Below are 14,250 nucleotides of genomic sequence, written 5' to 3'. Positions count from 1 at the left end.
ACGCAGGGAGGTCGTCAGATGGATCGCCGCCGCTTCCTGACCGGGGCCTCGGCGCTGGCCGCGGCCGGCGTCGCCGGGCCCTTCGCGGGAGTCGCCTGCGCCGGGGCCACCGGCAAGGTCGTCCGGGTATCGGGCTACGGCCTGCTCAGGCCCGTCCCCGACGAGCGCGACGGCGCGGTCCGGCTGCACCTGCCGGAGGGGTTCAAGTACCGCTCCTTCAACGCCGCGGGCGAGACCTTCACCGACGGCAGCACCGTGCCGGGCAGGCACGACGGGATGGCCGCCTTCCGCGGGCCGCGCGGCACCGCGATCCTGGTGCGCAACCACGAGGTCAACGGGCCCGTCGGCGCGTTCGGCGACCCGGAGGACGCCTACGACCCCGCGGCCGGCGGCGGCACCGCGACGCTCCAGGTCACCCGCTACGGCCAGGTGCTGCGCAGCGGCCCGTCGCTCAACGGCACGATGATGAACTGCTCCGGCGGCCCCATGCCGTGGGGCTCCTGGGTGACCTGCGAGGAGACGGTCAACGGGCCCGACGTGGGCAACGACTTCTCCGGCGGCGACAACTCCAAGCTCACCCAGAAGCACGGCTACATCTTCGAGGTGCCGTCCCGGGGCACCGCCTCGGCCAGGCCCATCAGGGCGGCCGGGCGCTTCGCCCACGAGTCGGCGGCCTTCGACCCCGCCTCGGGGGCGATCTACCTCACCGAGGACAACTTCGCCTTCCCCTCGGGCTTCTACCGGTACCTGCCGCCCAGGAACCCGCTGGCGGCCAGGCGCATCCTGGACGGCGGCAGGCTCCAGATGCTCGCCGTACGGGACCAGCCGGGCAAGGACCTGTCGGCCGGCCAGCCCGCCGGGGCCGCGTACAAGGTGACGTGGGTGGACATCGACGACCCCGACCCCGAGTTCACCGGCAAGCCGTCCAACGACGAGGCGATCCAGGCCGTCGGCAAGCAGGGCAGGGCCAAGGGCGCGGCGCTGTTCTCGCGCCTGGAGGGCGCCGTCTACCACCACGGGACCGTGTATTTCGTCTCCACCCAGGGCGGGGCCACGGCTTCGGGGGACACCCCGCCGTCGGGGTTCGGCAAGGGGCGCGGCCAGGTGTGGGCGTACGAGACGTGGAGCTCGACGTTGCGGCTGGTGTACGAGTCGCCCGGCTCGGTGACGCTGGACCTGCCCGACAACGTCACGGTCAGCAACCGCGGCACGCTCGTGCTGTGCGAGGACGGCGACGGGGACAACTTCCTGCGCGGCCTCACCAGACGCGGGGAGATCTTCGACTTCGCGCGGCTCGTGCCCGTCGCGGGCGACTCGGGTGCGGAGTTCGCGGGGTCCACGTTCGGCCCCGGCGGCCACACCCTGTACGTCAACATCCAGTCGCGGCAGGGCGTGTCGTTCGCCATCTGGGGTCCGTGGCACCGCGGGGCCTTCTGACGGTTACGCTGGGCACGTGATCCTCGGCATCGGCGTGGACGTCGTGGACGTCGCCAGGTTGCAGGCGGCGCTGGAGCGCACGCCCACGCTGGCCGAGCGGCTGTTCACGCCGCACGAACGCGGCCTGGCCGTCGCCTCGCTGGCCGCCAGGTTCGCCGCCAAGGAGGCGGTGGCCAAGGCGCTCGGCGGGGAGCCGGGGATGAGCCACCACGACGCCGAGATCCGCTGCGACGAGCGCGGCAAGCCGGAGCTCCACCTCAGCGGGAAGGCCGCCGACGTCGCCTACGGGCTGGGCGTCAAGAGGTGGCACGTCTCGCTCAGCCACGACGCGGGCGTCGCGGTGGCCTACGTGATCGCCGAGGGATAGCGTCGGGTGCATGCGCACCGCCTACACCGCCGACCAGATCCGGGCCGCCGAGCTCGCCCTCATGGCGCGGCTGCCGCCCGGCGAGCTCATGCAACGCGCGGCGGCCGGGCTGGCCGTCGTCTGCGCCCGCATGCTGGGCCGGGTGTACGGCTCCCGCGTCCTGCTGCTGGTGGGCAGCGGCGACAACGGGGGAGACGCCCTGTATGCCGGGGTACGGCTGGCGCGCCGCGGCGCCAGGGTCGAGGCGATCCTCGCGGGGAGCAAGACCCACGCCGAGGGCCTGGCGGCGTTCCTGGCCGCAGGCGGCCGCGTGGCCGACACAGGGACCGGCGCAGGGGCCGATGCGATCGCCGGCGCCGACCTGGTGATCGACGGCCTCGTCGGCATCGGCGGCACGGGACCGCTGCGGGAGCCGTACGCGAAGCTGGCGCGCGAGGTGGTCGCGCCGATCGTGGCCGTGGACGTGCCCAGCGGTGTGGACGCCAGCACCGGGCAGGTCCCGGGCGTGGCGGTCGAGGCGCAGGTCACCGTGACGATGGGCGCCTACAAGACCGGGCTGCTGGTCGACCCGGGCGCCGGGTACGCCGGGCAGGTCGAGCTGGTCGACATCGGGCTGGGGCCGTACCTGCCCGATCCGGACGTCGCCGCCCTCACCGACGCGGACGTGGACGACCTGCTGCCGGTGCCGGGCGTGGAGTCGGACAAGTACCGCAGGGGCGTGGTCGGCGTCGCGGCCGGCAGCGACGCCTACACGGGCGCCGCGGTGCTGGCCGTGGGCGGCGCGCTGCGGGCGGGCGCCGGGATGGTCCGCTACGCCGGGACGGCGGCGCCGGTGGCCCAGGTGCGGGCCCACTGGCCGGAAGCGGTGATCACCGAGCTGGACCGGCCCTCGATCGAGGGCGTCGGCCGGGTGCAGGCGTGGGTGCTCGGCCCCGGCCTGGGCACCGGCGAGTGGGCGCACGAGCTGGCCCGCCAGGTGCTCGCGAGTGACGTGCCGGTGCTCCTCGACGCCGACGCGCTGACGCTGGCGGCCCGGGACCGCTCGCTGCTGCGGCGCGGCGCGCCGCTGCTGCTCACCCCGCACGCCGGGGAGCTGGCCAGGCTGCTGCGGACGTCCAGGGAGCGCGTCGAGGCGGCCAGGCTGGAGCACGTGCGGCGCGCGGCCACCGAGCTGGGCGCGACGGTGCTGCTCAAGGGCTCCACCACGCTCGTGGCCGAGGAGGACAGGCCGGTCAGGGTCAACACCACCGGCACCTCCTGGCTGGCCGCCGGCGGCACGGGCGACGTGCTGTCCGGCGTGGCGGGCGCGCTGCTGGCACAGGGGCTGAGCTGCTACGACGCGGCCTCCTGCGCGGCCTACCTGCACGGGCTGGCCGGCCGGCTGTCCGCGCCGCTGGTCGCCTCCGACGTGGCCGCCGCCATCCCCCGGGTCGTCAAGAGCCTGGGACGGGCACGCGGCTGAGCTGCCAGACTGGGAGAATGCACTTTCCCGCTGAGGCGCGCATCGACCTGGCCGCGATCCGGCACAACGTCGCCCTGCTCCGCGAGCGGGCGGGCGGCACGGAGATGATGGGTGCGGCGAAGGCCGACGCCTACGGGCACGGCCTGGTGCCCACCGCGCGGGCCGTCGTCGAGGGCGGCGCCTCCAGGCTGGGCACGGCGTTCGTCAGGGAGGCCCTGGAGTTGCGGGCCGGGGGCATCGACGTGCCCGTGCTGTCGTGGATCATCACGCCCGGCGAGCCGCTGGAGGAGGCGCTGCGGCAGGACGTCGAGCTGTCGGCCTGCGAGGAGCGGACCCTCGCCGACATCGCCGCCGCCGCCCGCCGCACGGGCGTGACAGCCAAGGTCCATCTCCAGGCCGACACGGGGATGAGCAGGGGCGGCGCGCCGCTGGCCGCCTGGCCCGGCCTGCTGGCCGCCGCGGCGAGGCTGCGCGCCGAGGGCGTCGTCGACGTCGTCGGCCTGTGGTCGCACTTCGCCTGCGCGGACATCCCCGGCCACCCCTCGATCGAGCTGCAGCTCGACTGCTTCGATGGCGCGCTGAAGCAGGCCGAGCAGGCCGGCCTGGGCGACTCGCGGATCATCCGCCACATGGCCAACTCCGCGGCCATCGTGACGCTGCCGCGCGCCCGCTACGACCTGGTCCGCCCTGGCATCGCCCTGTACGGCCTGAGCCCCATCCCCGAGCTGGGCGACTTCGGGCTGCGCCCGGCCATGACGCTGGTGGCGCAGATCGCGCTGGCCAAGCGCGTGCCGGAGAGCTCGGGCGTCTCCTACGGCCACCTCTACACCACGGCCAAGGAGACGACGCTGGGCCTGGTCCCGCTCGGCTACGCCGACGGCGTCCTGCGCCACGCGACGAACCGGGCCGAGGTGCTGGCGGCCGGGCGCCGCCGCACGATCGCGGGCCGGGTCTGCATGGACCAGTTCATGATCGACGTGGGTGACGACCCGCTGCGCGCGGGCGACGAGGTCGTGCTCTTCGGCCCAGGCGACAGGGGGGAGCCAACCGCTCAGGAGTGGGCGGATAACCTCGGCACCATCACACATGAGATCGTGACGAGGATCGGCGCGCGGGTGCCGAGGATCTACACGCAGGTGGAGACATGACGACGACAGCTCGCAGGAAGGTCGGGGTCGCCGGCGCGATCGTCGGCGCGGCCTCCGCCGGGGTGGCGGCGGTGGCCCTGGCCAAGCGCCTGGCCGTGGGCCGCATCCGGCTGCGCCCCGACCCGGCCGCCGACGAGCCGTTCGGCGAGCTGCGCGGGCGCGAGCGGACCCTGGTCACCTCCGACGGGCTGGCGCTGCACGTGGAGATCGACGGCCCGGAGGACGCGCCGCTGACGATCGTGTTCTGCCACGGCTACTGCCTCAACCGGGAGTCCTGGCACTACCAGCGCCGCGAGCTGCGCGAGCAGCACAGGATCGTGGTGTGGGACCAGCGCTCCCACGGGCTGTCGCAGCGCGCCGCCGCCGAGGACTGCACGATCGACCGGCTGGGCGAGGACCTGGCCGAGGTGATCGAGGCGTTCGTGCCCGGGCCGTGCGTGCTGGTCGGGCACTCGATGGGCGGCATGACGGTGATGGCGCTGGCCGACCGGCATCCCGAGCTGTTCGGCGACAAGATCCGCGGCGTGGCGCTCATCGCCACCTCGGCGGGCAGGCTCGCGGAGATCACGCTGGGCCTGCCGGCGCTGCTGTCGAAGGCGGTCCACATGGTCGCGCCCACCACGGTCTCGCTGATGGGCCGCCGGGGCGCGTTCATCGACAGGACCCGGCACGCCGCCAGCGACATCGCCTTCCTCATCACCCGGCGCATCGGCTTCGGCGACTCGCGCAACGTCAGCCCGACGGTGGTGGACTTCGTGGAGTCGATGATCAGGGCGACGCCGACCGAGGTGATCGCGAACTTCTACCCGGCCCTGATGAACCACGACAAGCTTCAGGCGCTCGGCGTGCTCGACGACGTGCCGACGGCCATCATGGTGGGGGACGGCGACTGGCTGACCCCTCCCGACCACAGCAGGGCGATCGCCGCCGCGCTGCCGAAGGCGCGGCTGACGGTGGTGCCCGACACCTCCCACCTGATCCAGCTCGAACGCCCCGCCGTGGTCAACGAGGCACTCCGTGATCTGATCAAGCAGGTGGAGACATGAGATCATCGACGGCCGAGGAGATGCGGGCGCTCGGCGTACGGCTGGCGTCCCGGCTGCGCGCGGGCGACCTGGTGGTGCTGTCCGGGCCGCTGGGCGCCGGGAAGACCACCCTGGTGCAGGGCATCGCCGAGGGGCTGAAGGTGCGCGGGCCCATCACCTCGCCCACGTTCGTCATCGCGCGGGTGCACCCGTCGCTGCGCGGCGGCCCGGCCCTGGTCCACGTCGACGCCTACCGCCTCGGCGGCGAGCTGGAGGTCGACGACCTCGACCTGGACGCCTCGCTGGAGGAGTCGGTGACGGTCGTGGAGTGGGGTGAGGGCCTGGTTGAGGGGTTGTCGGAGGACCGGCTGGAGGTGCACATCACCCGGCCGGAGGAGGGCGAGGCGCGGGAGGTCACGCTGCGCGGCGTCGGCGCCCGCTGGGCCGACACGCCGTCTGATCCGGCACAAGGGTAAAAGGTCGGCCATCTGCCTGTATCCCTGGCACCATATGGATCAAGGTTTGCGCGATTCATTATGGGCATAACGGGAGGCATTCACCGGAAACCGGTGGATGCTTGGGGAAACTGGCAGAGTGGGGTGCGGCCGTGCTCAGGGTCAGGCAAGTCGCGTTTGCGAGTGCCATCGTCATGATCGGGTTAGCGGGCTGCACAGCGGAAGCCTCCTCCCCCACAGGATCGCCGACCGCCACGGGGTCGCCCACCGCGAGCCCGACCTCGACGACGCCGCGGGCGAACATCGAGGTCCAGCTCAACCCCGACACGGTCACCGAGGGCGAGGCCGCCAAGGTGTGGGTGCTGGCCAACTGCCCGATCCCCACCGGCGGGCCCGCCCACACCGGCCGCGCGACCTCCGACGCCTTCGTCTCGGCCGTCACCCTCAACCCGGTGCCGCCCGCCACCCCGACCGCCCGGCCCACCGGCGGCGCGACCCCCACGCCCGCGCCCGTCCCGTGGGTGCGCGGCCAGGCGGAGGTGGCCCGTACGGCCCGGCCCGGCACCTACACCGTGGACGTCAGGTGCGAGGGCACCAACGACACCGGCCGGGCCACCCTGCGCGTGCGGCGTGAGCCCACCGCCACGCCGACGAGGACCGTCGTGCCCACGAAGGCGCCCAGGGCGGGCGGCGGCGGCACCTACGGCAAGGAGCTCGACGAGGGCGGCGGCTTCCCGTTCGGTCCCGCGGGCGTGGTGCTCGGCCTCGCGCTCGCCGGCGGGATCGGCCTGGTGATCAGGCGCCGCCGTACCGGCTAGCCATGGCCCGCTTCTCCCGTGTGGTGCTCGCGGGGGCCGCGACCGGGCTGGTCCTGGTCGTCTTCGGCCGGACCGTGCAGACCCAGCCGCAGCGGACGACGGCGGCCGTGGTGCCCAAGAGCATCGACATCCCGTCGCTGGACCTCGAAGCGCCGCTGATCAAGCTGGGGCTCACCAAGAACGGCGAGGTCGAGCTGCCGCCGTACGACAAGCCCGGCGTGGCCGGCTGGTACAAGCACAGCGCCGTCCCCGGCGAGAAGGGCGCCTCGGTCATCATCGGCCACGTCGACACCAAGACCGAGCCGGCGGTCTTCTACAAGCTGCGGCAGCTGCGCAAGGGCCAGGTCGTGCGGGTCGAGCGCAGCGACGGCAAGGTGGCCGAGTACAAGGTCGACGCCGTCGAGCAGGTGCACAAGGACCGCTTCCCGGCGACCAAGGTCTACGTCGAGGACGGGCTCAAGCTGGTCACCTGCGGCGGGCGCTTCGACTACGCCAGGAACGAGTACGTCGACAACGTCATCGTCTACGCCTCCCCCGCGTGACGGAAAACCCGTTGCGGCCGTCCGGATGATGGGGACATGAGCAACAACCCGCCCGCGTCCGGGGTGCGAGTGCCGTGGGAGGACGTCCCGCGGGGAGTGCGCGCCCGCGTCGAGGACTTCCTCGGCGCGCGCGTGACGGGGGCCGAGACGCAGAACGGCGGCTTCTCGCCCGCGGCAGCCGTACGGCTGGGCCTGCAAGACGGGCGGCGCGCCTTCGTCAAGGCCCTGGAGGCCGCGCCGTACCCGCAGTCGGTGGGGATATACCGCGACGAGGCCAGGATCGCCGCGCGGCTGCCGGACGCGGTCCCGGCGCCCCGGCTGCTGACCCACTTCGAGCAGGACGGCTGGGTGGTGCTCGTCTTCGAGGACGTCGACGGCCGCCATCCCCGCCAGCCGTGGGACCGCGCCGAGCTCGACCGCGTGCTGCGGGCGCTCGGCGAGATGTCGGCGGCGCTGACCCCGTCGCCGGTCGACGCCCCGCCGATCGGCGAGAAGCTGGCCGAGAGCTTCACCGGCTGGCGGCGGCTGCTGGAGGAGGACACCACCGGCCTGGACCCGTGGGCGCTGGCCAACCTGGAGCGCCTGGCCGAGCTGGAGGCGGGCTGGGCGGAGGCGGCCAAGGGCGACACCCTGCTGCACGCCGACGTGCGGGCCGACAACATCCTCCTCACCGAGGAGGGCGTCTTCTTCGTCGACTGGCCGCACGCCTGCCTCGGCGCGCCCTGGGTCGACCTGCTGGCGCTGCTGCCGTCGGTGCGCATGCAGGGCGGGCCGCCGCCGCACGAGCTGCTCGACGACCCCGACCCCGCGATCACCGCCGTGCTGGCCGCGATAACCGGCTACTTCGTCCGGCAGGGCCGCCGGCCCGACCCGCCGGGCCTGCCGACGGTCCGGGCCTTCCAGCGCGCCCAGGGCGTGGTGGCGCTGGAGTGGCTGAGAGAACGGCTCGAGAACGGCTGAGCGGTACTAGGCTTGACGTCCGTGCTGGTCTTGGCCTTCGACACCGCGACGCCCGCCGTCACCGCCGCGGTGCACGACGGCGGGCGCGTGCTCGCCGAGTCGACCACGGTCGACGCCCGGCGGCACGGCGAGCTGCTCGCCCCCACCATCGACAAGGTCCTGCGCGAGGCCGGAGCGACGCTCCGCGACGTCACCGCGATCATCTCCGGCACCGGCCCCGGACCCTACACCGGCCTGCGCGTCGGCCTCATGACCGCGCAGAGCCTGTCCACCGCCCTCGGCGTGCCCGCGTACGGCGTCTGCACCCTCGACGTGCTCGCCTACGGCAGCGGCCTGGCCAAGGAGTTCCTCGTCGCGACCGACGCCCGGCGCAAGGAGGTGTTCTGGGCCCGCTACGCCGACGCGCGCACGCGGATCGAGGGCCCCTTCGTCGACAAGCCGGCCGACGTGCCGGCGGGCGGCCTGCCCGTGGTCGGTCCCGGCCTGTATCCCGAGCTCCTCGGCCGGCCGGTGGCTCCGCCGTACCCGCTGGCGGGTTTCCTGGCCGCCCTGGCGGCCGAGCGGATGGCGGCGGGCGCGCAGCTCGACCGGCCGCGTCCCATCTACCTGCGGCGGCCGGACGCGGTGGTGCCCGGCGCGCCCAAGAGGGTGACCCCTTGATCCTCCGGCAGATGACGCTCGAGGATCTGCCCGCGGTCATGGCCATCGAACGGGAGACCTTCCCGCTCGACGCCTGGAGCGAGGGCATGATGCGCGGCGAGCTGGCCGACCAGCCGCGCAGCCGCCACTACGTGGTGGCGGTCGAGGACGGCCGGATCGTCGGCTACGCCGGCCTGGCGGCCGCCGCCGACCAGGCCGATGTGCAGACCATCGCCGTGCTCGCCGCCCACCGCGGCAAGGGCATCGGCCGCGCGATGTTCACCGAGCTGCTGGCCGAGGCCGCGCGCAGGGGCGCCGTCGAGGTGTTCCTCGAGGTGCGCGCGGACAACCCGCCGGCACGCGCCATGTATGAGAAGTTCGGATTCCAGGAGATCGGCGTCCGCCGCCGCTACTACGACGACGGCACCGACGCGATCGTGATGAAGAGGAAACTGGATGGCTGACGAGCCGCTTGTTCTCGGCATCGAGACCTCCTGCGACGAGACCGGCGTGGGGCTCGTCCGGGGGCACACGCTGCTGGCCAACACCATCGCCTCCAGCGTCGACGAGCACGCCCGCTTCGGCGGGGTGGTGCCCGAGGTGGCCTCCCGCGCCCACCTGGAGGCCATGACGCCGACCGTCGAGCGGGCGCTCGCCCAGGCCGGCGTGAAGCTGTCCGACGTCGACGCCGTCGCGGTCACCGCCGGTCCCGGACTGGCGGGCGCGCTGCTGGTGGGCGTGGCCGCCGCGAAGGCCTACTCGCTGGGGCTGGGCGTGCCGCTCTACGGCGTGAACCACCTGGCCGCGCACGTGGCGGTCGACCAGCTGGAGCACGGGCCGCTGCCCAAGCCGTGCATCGCGCTGCTGGTCTCGGGCGGGCACTCCTCGCTGCTGCTCGTCCCCGACGTCGCCTCCGACGTGATCTCGCTGGGGTCGACCGTCGACGACGCGGCGGGGGAGGCGTTCGACAAGGTCGCGCGGGTGCTCGGGCTGCCCTTCCCCGGCGGACCCCACATCGACAGGGTCGCCCGCGAGGGCTCCGGCGACGCCATCGCGTTCCCGCGGGGCAAGATGGACGACGGCACGCTCGACTTCTCCTTCTCCGGGCTCAAGACGGCCGTCGCCCGGTGGGTGGAGGCGCACGAGCCGGTCAACGTCGCCGACGTGGCGGCGTCCTTCCAGGAGGCCGTCGTCGACGTGCTCACCCGCAAGGCGCTCCAGGCGTGCAAGAAGTACGGCGTGCACGACCTGCTGATCGGCGGCGGGGTGGCGGCCAACTCGCGGCTGCGTGCCCTGGCCCAGGAGCGGTGCGACGCGGCCGGAGTACGGCTGCGCGTGCCCCGCCCGGGGCTCTGCACGGACAACGGGGCGATGGTCGCCGCGCTGGGCGCCGACCTGGTGGCGGCCGGCGTCACGCCCTCATCGCTGGAGATCCCGGCCGACTCCTCGCTGCCCATCACGACGGTCCACGTCTGACGCGAGGGCCTTGCGCAGCGTCCGCAGGCACCGGGCCATGGTCGCGTGCTTGGGCGCGCCGTCCCTGATGTGCGACCAGGCCGCGTAGAGCAGGGACCACAGCACCTGCTGCACCCAGGGCGCGTCGAGTTCGGGGTCGATGTCGCCTTCGGCGTGGCCGCGCTCCACCAGGCGGGTGAGGGCGCGGTCGGCTTCGGTCTCCTCCTCCCAGCCCGCCCAGTTCATCATCTCCGGCAGCTCGAACATCAGCATCAGGCCGTCGCCGAGCTCGAAGTACTCCTGGCAGAGCCGGTCGATCGCCTCCAGCGCGGGTCCCTCCGCGAGTTTGGCGCGTGCGGTGGCGGCCGCCACCTTCTCCAGCAGGTCGGCGCCGATGGCCTCCAGCAGGTCGGAACGCTCGGGGAAGTAGCGGTGAACCGTGGTGCGCCCCACCCCCGCCACCGCGGCGACGTCGGACAGCGAGGCCCCCTGGTCCTTGGACAGGACGGTGACGGCGGCGTCGAGGATGGCACGCCTGGTGCGGGCCCGTGTCCGGCTCTCATCGACCATGTCCAATACGGTACTCGATTGACTTCTATGGAACAGATATGTTCCACTTTTGGTCATGAATGTTCCGAAGCTGCGTGTCCTGTGGTCGTTCGCGCGCCCGCACAGGAGAACGCTGGCCCTGGGGCTGCTGCTGGCGCTGGTCGGCTCGGCCATGGGCCTGGCCACGCCCATGGTCACCAAGGCCGTCCTGGACGCCCTGGCCACCTCGGGCTCCCTCCTCCAGCCGGTGGCCGCCCTGCTCGTGCTGCTGGTCGTCGGGTCCGCCATCGGGTACCGGCAGTGGGCCATGCTCGGCGCGGTCGGCGAGCGGGTCGTGCTCGACGCCCGCGAGTCGATGATCCGCCGCCTGCTGCGCGCCACCGTCCCCGACATCACCAGGCGACCGCCCGGCGAGTTCGTCGCCCGGGTCACCTCCGACACCGTCCTGCTTCGCGAAGCCGCCACCTCCAGCGTGATCGGCCTCGTCAACGGCATGGTCATGCTGGCCGGCACGCTCGTCCTGATGGGCGTGCTCGACCTGGTCCTGCTGGGCGTCACGCTCGGCGCGGTGGCCGTCGTCGCCTTCCTGTTCCTCGCGCTCATGCCGGCCATCGCCACCGGCCAGGCCCAGGCCCAGGACTCCGTGGGCCGGATGGGCGGGGTCCTGGAGGGCGCGCTGCGCGCCATCAAGACGGTCAAGGCCAGCCGCGCCGAGGACCGGCAGGCCGAACGGATCATCGCCGACGCGCGGACCTCGGCCGCCCACGGCGTGCGCGTCGTCAAGAAGGAGGCGCTCGCCTGGACCATCGCGTGGTCGGGAGTGCAGCTCGCGATCATCCTCGTGCTCGGCATCGGCGCCTGGCGGGTCGCCTCCGGCGCCCTGGAGGTCTCCAGCCTGATCGCGTTCCTGCTCTACTCCTTCGGCCTGCTGGACCCCGTCACCGAGCTCAGCCAGAACGTCACGGCCCTCCAGTCCGGCCTGGCCGCCGCCGAGCGCATGCGCGAGGTGGACGCCCTGGAGGTGGAGAAGGTACGGCGGGGCGGCGTCTCGGCCCTTACGCGCCGGGCCTCCGACGGCGCGCCGGTGCTGGAGCTGCGCGGCGTCACCGCCGCCTACGGGCCGGACGCCGAGCCCGCTCTTCGCGGCGTCGACCTGGCCATTCCGCGTCGCGGGCACACGGCGCTCGTCGGCCCCTCAGGAGCCGGGAAGACGACGCTGTTCTCGCTGCTGCTGTGCTTCCTGCGGCCTCGAGAGGGCGAGGTCTTCCTCGACGGCGTGCCGTACGCCGAGCTGACCCCGGACGAGGTCCGCGCCCGGCTCGCCTACGTCGAGCAGGACGCCCCCGTGGTGCCCGGCACCATCCGCGACAACCTCCTCTACGCGCGCCCCGACGCCTCCGAGGAGGAGCTGCGGCGGGTCCTGGAGGAGGTACGGCTGGCCGCGAAGGTGGACGGCCTGCCGCACGGGCTGGACACCGAGCTGACCTCGGCCTCGGTCTCAGGCGGCGAGCGCCAGCGGATCGCGCTCGCCCGGGCGTTGCTGCGCGAACCCGAGGTGCTGCTGCTGGACGAGGCGACGGCCCAGCTCGACGCGCTCACCGAGGCGGCGGTCCACGACTGTGTACGGCGGCGCGCCGCCGAAGGGGCGGTGGTGACGATCGCGCACCGCCTGTCGACGGTGATGGACGCCGACACCATCGTCGTGGTGGACCGCGGGCACATCCGCGCACGCGGCACGCACGAGGAGCTGCTGGCCTCCGACGAGCTCTACCGGCGGCTGGTGGAGGCGCTGCGCATCGAGGGAGCCGGGGTCGCCGCGTGAGTCCGCCGGGCCCGGCCCCTGGATCCGGTCCTCGGGCCCGGCCCGTGGGTCAGCCCATGGGGTCCCAGTCTCTGGGCTCGGTCCTCGGCTCAGTCCTTGGGGCGGGACGGGCGCAGCAGCGCCTCGGCCAGCGCCAGCATGGTCTCCTCCAGCGCGCTCAGCCGCTTGGTGAGATCGCCGGTCGCCGGCTCGACGATGCCCGAGACGGTCTCGCTGACCTCGTCCCGGTCCGGCCGCTCGCGCACGATCTCCGTCAGCGTCGCGGCGGCCGTGGCCAGCCGCTCGTCCAGCGCGTCCAGGCGCCTGACGTGCTCCACGGTGACCCCGTCGAGCAGCTCGCCCACCTGCTGGCTGATCCCCAACGTCGCGGGCAGCTGGCCGATGCGCTGGTTGACGGCCTCGACGTGGTCGTCGACCGCCTCCAGCTGCTCCCTGGCCTGCTCGGCCCGGGCGTCGACGGCGTCGAGGCGGCCGCACAGGTGCTCCTCCACCTCGCCGAGCCGCTCGTCGAGGGCCCCGATCCGGGACTCCACGCCGGTGAAGCGCGCCTCGTGCCGGTTGTCCGCGATGGTCATCCGCTCGTCGAGCGTGGTGAACCGGCTGTCGATGCGCCCGTCGAGCGAGTCGAACCGGTCGTCGTGCCGCCCGAGGTGCCCGTCGACGACGTTCAGGCGCTTGTCCATGCCGTCCAGGCGCGTGTCGATGTCGGCCAGGAAAGCGTCGGCGGTCTCGATCCGGCTGTCGACGCTGCCGAGCCGGTTGTCCACCCCGATCAGGCGGCCGTCCACCCGCTCGACGCGGCCGTCGAGCCCGTCCAGGCGCGCGGTGACGACCTCCTCGACGCTGTCGACCCTGGCGCTGACCTGGTCGACCGTGGTGGACAGCAGCTCGGTGGCGGCGGTGAGGCGGCCTTCGAGCCGCTGGGTGGCCTCGGCCACCTTCTCCTCCACCCGCTCCGACAGGTCGAGCACGCCGCCCTCGATGCGGTCGGCCCTGGTCGTCAGGTCGGCCACGGCCTTGTCGAGGCGGCTGAACCGGTTGGCGGCCGCCTCCATGTGCGAGCCGAGCTGGGCGAGCCTGCCCACGACGTCCGCCATGCTCTTGGCCAGGCCCTCGGTGCCCTCAAGCAGGACCTGGACGCGCTTGAGCACCTCGTCGACGTTCTCGCCGACCGCGCTGACGTCGGCCCACAGGCTGGGCAGCTCGCCGAGCGGCGTGACGCGCTCGCCGACGGCGTCGACGTGGTCGCGCACCGCCTCCACGTGCTGGGCCAGGCCCTCCGCCCAGCCGGGCGGGCGGGCGGCGAACTCGTCGAGCCGCCCGCTGACCGTCTCCAGCGTGCCGCTCAGACCTCCCAGCTCCCGCTCTCGGACCTCGCGGAGCAGCCACTCCATGCCTTCCAGGCGCTGGCGGATCTCGTCGAGCACCGCGCCCTGGGTGCGCTGCTCGTAGACGTGGTCCTGGGCGGCGCGCGCGAGCAGCTCCCGCATGCGGTCGGAGATGGCGGTCTGGCTGCCTGCCTGGAGAAGGGTGGTGTGGTTGGAATGATCCACCGATGGCTCCTTCGCCCG

15 protein-coding genes are annotated in these 14,250 nt (G+C 73.5%); 13 read left to right on the top strand and 2 right to left on the bottom strand.

Annotated features, from left to right (window positions below):
- The first annotated feature begins 18 nt into the window (after window positions 1-18).
- The 12 genes from BSB02_RS23310 to tsaD all read left to right on the top strand — a co-directional run bounded on the left by BSB02_RS23310 (window position 19) and on the right by tsaD (window position 10,329).
- A complete protein-coding gene (locus BSB02_RS23310; protein WP_084961808.1) occupies window positions 19-1,437 on the top strand; it encodes an alkaline phosphatase PhoX in 1,419 nt (472 codons plus the stop codon).
- A gap of 16 nt (window positions 1,438-1,453) precedes the next feature.
- Window positions 1,454-1,804, top strand: a complete 351-nt coding sequence (locus BSB02_RS23305) for a holo-ACP synthase (RefSeq protein WP_084961806.1) — start codon at window positions 1,454-1,456, stop codon at window positions 1,802-1,804.
- 10 nt (window positions 1,805-1,814) lie between these two features.
- Window positions 1,815-3,266 (top strand): NAD(P)H-hydrate dehydratase, encoded by a 1,452-nt coding sequence (locus tag BSB02_RS23300; RefSeq protein WP_084961804.1) that lies wholly within the window; start codon window positions 1,815-1,817, stop codon window positions 3,264-3,266.
- A 17-nt stretch (window positions 3,267-3,283) separates the two neighbouring features.
- Window positions 3,284-4,414, top strand: a complete 1,131-nt coding sequence (gene alr, locus BSB02_RS23295; protein ID WP_084961803.1) for an alanine racemase — start codon at window positions 3,284-3,286, stop codon at window positions 4,412-4,414.
- On the top strand, window positions 4,411-5,460 hold the full coding sequence (locus tag BSB02_RS23290; RefSeq protein WP_084961801.1) for an alpha/beta fold hydrolase: 1,050 nt from the start codon (window positions 4,411-4,413) through the stop codon (window positions 5,458-5,460). Before alr ends, BSB02_RS23290 begins: the two co-directional genes overlap by 4 nt.
- Window positions 5,457-5,915: a tRNA (adenosine(37)-N6)-threonylcarbamoyltransferase complex ATPase subunit type 1 TsaE gene (tsaE, locus tag BSB02_RS23285; RefSeq protein WP_084961799.1), complete on the top strand. Its 459-nt coding sequence runs from the start codon at window positions 5,457-5,459 to the stop codon at window positions 5,913-5,915. Before BSB02_RS23290 ends, tsaE begins: the two co-directional genes overlap by 4 nt.
- Before the next feature lie 173 nt (window positions 5,916-6,088).
- Window positions 6,089-6,712 (top strand): hypothetical protein, encoded by a 624-nt coding sequence (locus BSB02_RS23280; RefSeq protein WP_084961797.1) that lies wholly within the window; start codon window positions 6,089-6,091, stop codon window positions 6,710-6,712.
- Between the two features lie 2 nt (window positions 6,713-6,714).
- Complete coding sequence (locus BSB02_RS23275) at window positions 6,715-7,254, top strand: class F sortase (protein ID WP_084961795.1); 540 nt, start codon at window positions 6,715-6,717, stop codon at window positions 7,252-7,254.
- 36 nt (window positions 7,255-7,290) lie between these two features.
- Window positions 7,291-8,214: an aminoglycoside phosphotransferase family protein gene (locus tag BSB02_RS23270; protein WP_084961793.1), complete on the top strand. Its 924-nt coding sequence runs from the start codon at window positions 7,291-7,293 to the stop codon at window positions 8,212-8,214.
- A gap of 21 nt (window positions 8,215-8,235) precedes the next feature.
- Window positions 8,236-8,874, top strand: coding sequence for a tRNA (adenosine(37)-N6)-threonylcarbamoyltransferase complex dimerization subunit type 1 TsaB (tsaB, locus tag BSB02_RS23265; RefSeq protein ID WP_084961942.1), 639 nt, complete (start codon window positions 8,236-8,238; stop codon window positions 8,872-8,874).
- Window positions 8,875-8,885: 11 nt separating this feature from the next.
- Window positions 8,886-9,317 carry a ribosomal protein S18-alanine N-acetyltransferase gene (gene rimI, locus BSB02_RS23260; protein ID WP_084961791.1) on the top strand — a complete coding sequence of 144 codons (432 nt, stop codon included), beginning with the start codon at window positions 8,886-8,888 and terminating at the stop codon, window positions 9,315-9,317.
- The gene (gene tsaD / locus BSB02_RS23255) at window positions 9,310-10,329 is read left to right on the top strand and encodes a tRNA (adenosine(37)-N6)-threonylcarbamoyltransferase complex transferase subunit TsaD (protein ID WP_084961789.1); all 1,020 of its coding nucleotides are present in this window, start codon (window positions 9,310-9,312) and stop codon (window positions 10,327-10,329) included. The genes rimI and tsaD overlap by 8 nt, the downstream gene beginning before the upstream one ends.
- Here the strand turns inward: tsaD and BSB02_RS23250 are convergent.
- Window positions 10,273-10,878, bottom strand: a complete 606-nt coding sequence (locus BSB02_RS23250) for a TetR/AcrR family transcriptional regulator (RefSeq protein WP_084961944.1) — start codon at window positions 10,876-10,878, stop codon at window positions 10,273-10,275. The genes tsaD and BSB02_RS23250 overlap by 57 nt on opposite strands.
- 55 nt (window positions 10,879-10,933) lie before the next feature.
- Here BSB02_RS23250 and BSB02_RS23245 point away from each other — a divergent pair, with 55 nt between their 5' ends.
- Window positions 10,934-12,679, top strand: a complete 1,746-nt coding sequence (locus BSB02_RS23245) for an ABC transporter ATP-binding protein (protein WP_206184845.1) — start codon at window positions 10,934-10,936, stop codon at window positions 12,677-12,679.
- 89 nt (window positions 12,680-12,768) lie between these two features.
- Here the strand turns inward: BSB02_RS23245 and BSB02_RS23240 are convergent, their stop codons facing one another.
- Entirely contained in the window at window positions 12,769-14,232 is a 1,464-nt protein-coding gene (locus BSB02_RS23240) for a coiled-coil domain-containing protein (RefSeq protein ID WP_084961787.1), read from the bottom strand.
- Between the last annotated feature and the right edge of the window lie 18 nt (window positions 14,233-14,250).

The organism is Thermoactinospora rubra (assembly GCF_002093975.1).
In the GTDB taxonomy this organism is placed as follows: domain Bacteria; phylum Actinomycetota; class Actinomycetes; order Streptosporangiales; family Streptosporangiaceae; genus Nonomuraea; species Nonomuraea rubra_A.
The sequence above is the reverse complement of the archived record's forward strand: the minus strand, read 5'-3'. Positions and strand labels throughout refer to the sequence as shown.

Bases quoted from the DNA above. Each gene is read 5' to 3' on its own strand.
- BSB02_RS23310 (WP_084961808.1), top strand. From the start codon at position 19: ATGGATCGCCGCCGCTTCCTGACCGGGGCCTCGGCGCTGGCCGCGGCC.
- BSB02_RS23300 (WP_084961804.1), top strand. From the start codon at position 1,815: ATGCGCACCGCCTACACCGCCGACCAGATCCGGGCCGCCGAGCTCGCC.
- alr (WP_084961803.1), top strand. From the start codon at position 3,284: ATGCACTTTCCCGCTGAGGCGCGCATCGACCTGGCCGCGATCCGGCAC.
- BSB02_RS23290 (WP_084961801.1), top strand. From the start codon at position 4,411: ATGACGACGACAGCTCGCAGGAAGGTCGGGGTCGCCGGCGCGATCGTC.
- tsaE (WP_084961799.1), top strand. From the start codon at position 5,457: ATGAGATCATCGACGGCCGAGGAGATGCGGGCGCTCGGCGTACGGCTG.
- BSB02_RS23280 (WP_084961797.1), top strand. From the start codon at position 6,089: ATGATCGGGTTAGCGGGCTGCACAGCGGAAGCCTCCTCCCCCACAGGA.
- BSB02_RS23275 (WP_084961795.1), top strand. From the start codon at position 6,715: ATGGCCCGCTTCTCCCGTGTGGTGCTCGCGGGGGCCGCGACCGGGCTG.
- BSB02_RS23270 (WP_084961793.1), top strand. From the start codon at position 7,291: ATGAGCAACAACCCGCCCGCGTCCGGGGTGCGAGTGCCGTGGGAGGAC.
- rimI (WP_084961791.1), top strand. From the start codon at position 8,886: ATGACGCTCGAGGATCTGCCCGCGGTCATGGCCATCGAACGGGAGACC.
- tsaD (WP_084961789.1), top strand. From the start codon at position 9,310: ATGGCTGACGAGCCGCTTGTTCTCGGCATCGAGACCTCCTGCGACGAG.
- BSB02_RS23250 (WP_084961944.1), bottom strand. From the start codon at position 10,878: ATGGTCGATGAGAGCCGGACACGGGCCCGCACCAGGCGTGCCATCCTC.
- BSB02_RS23245 (WP_206184845.1), top strand. From the start codon at position 10,934: ATGAATGTTCCGAAGCTGCGTGTCCTGTGGTCGTTCGCGCGCCCGCAC.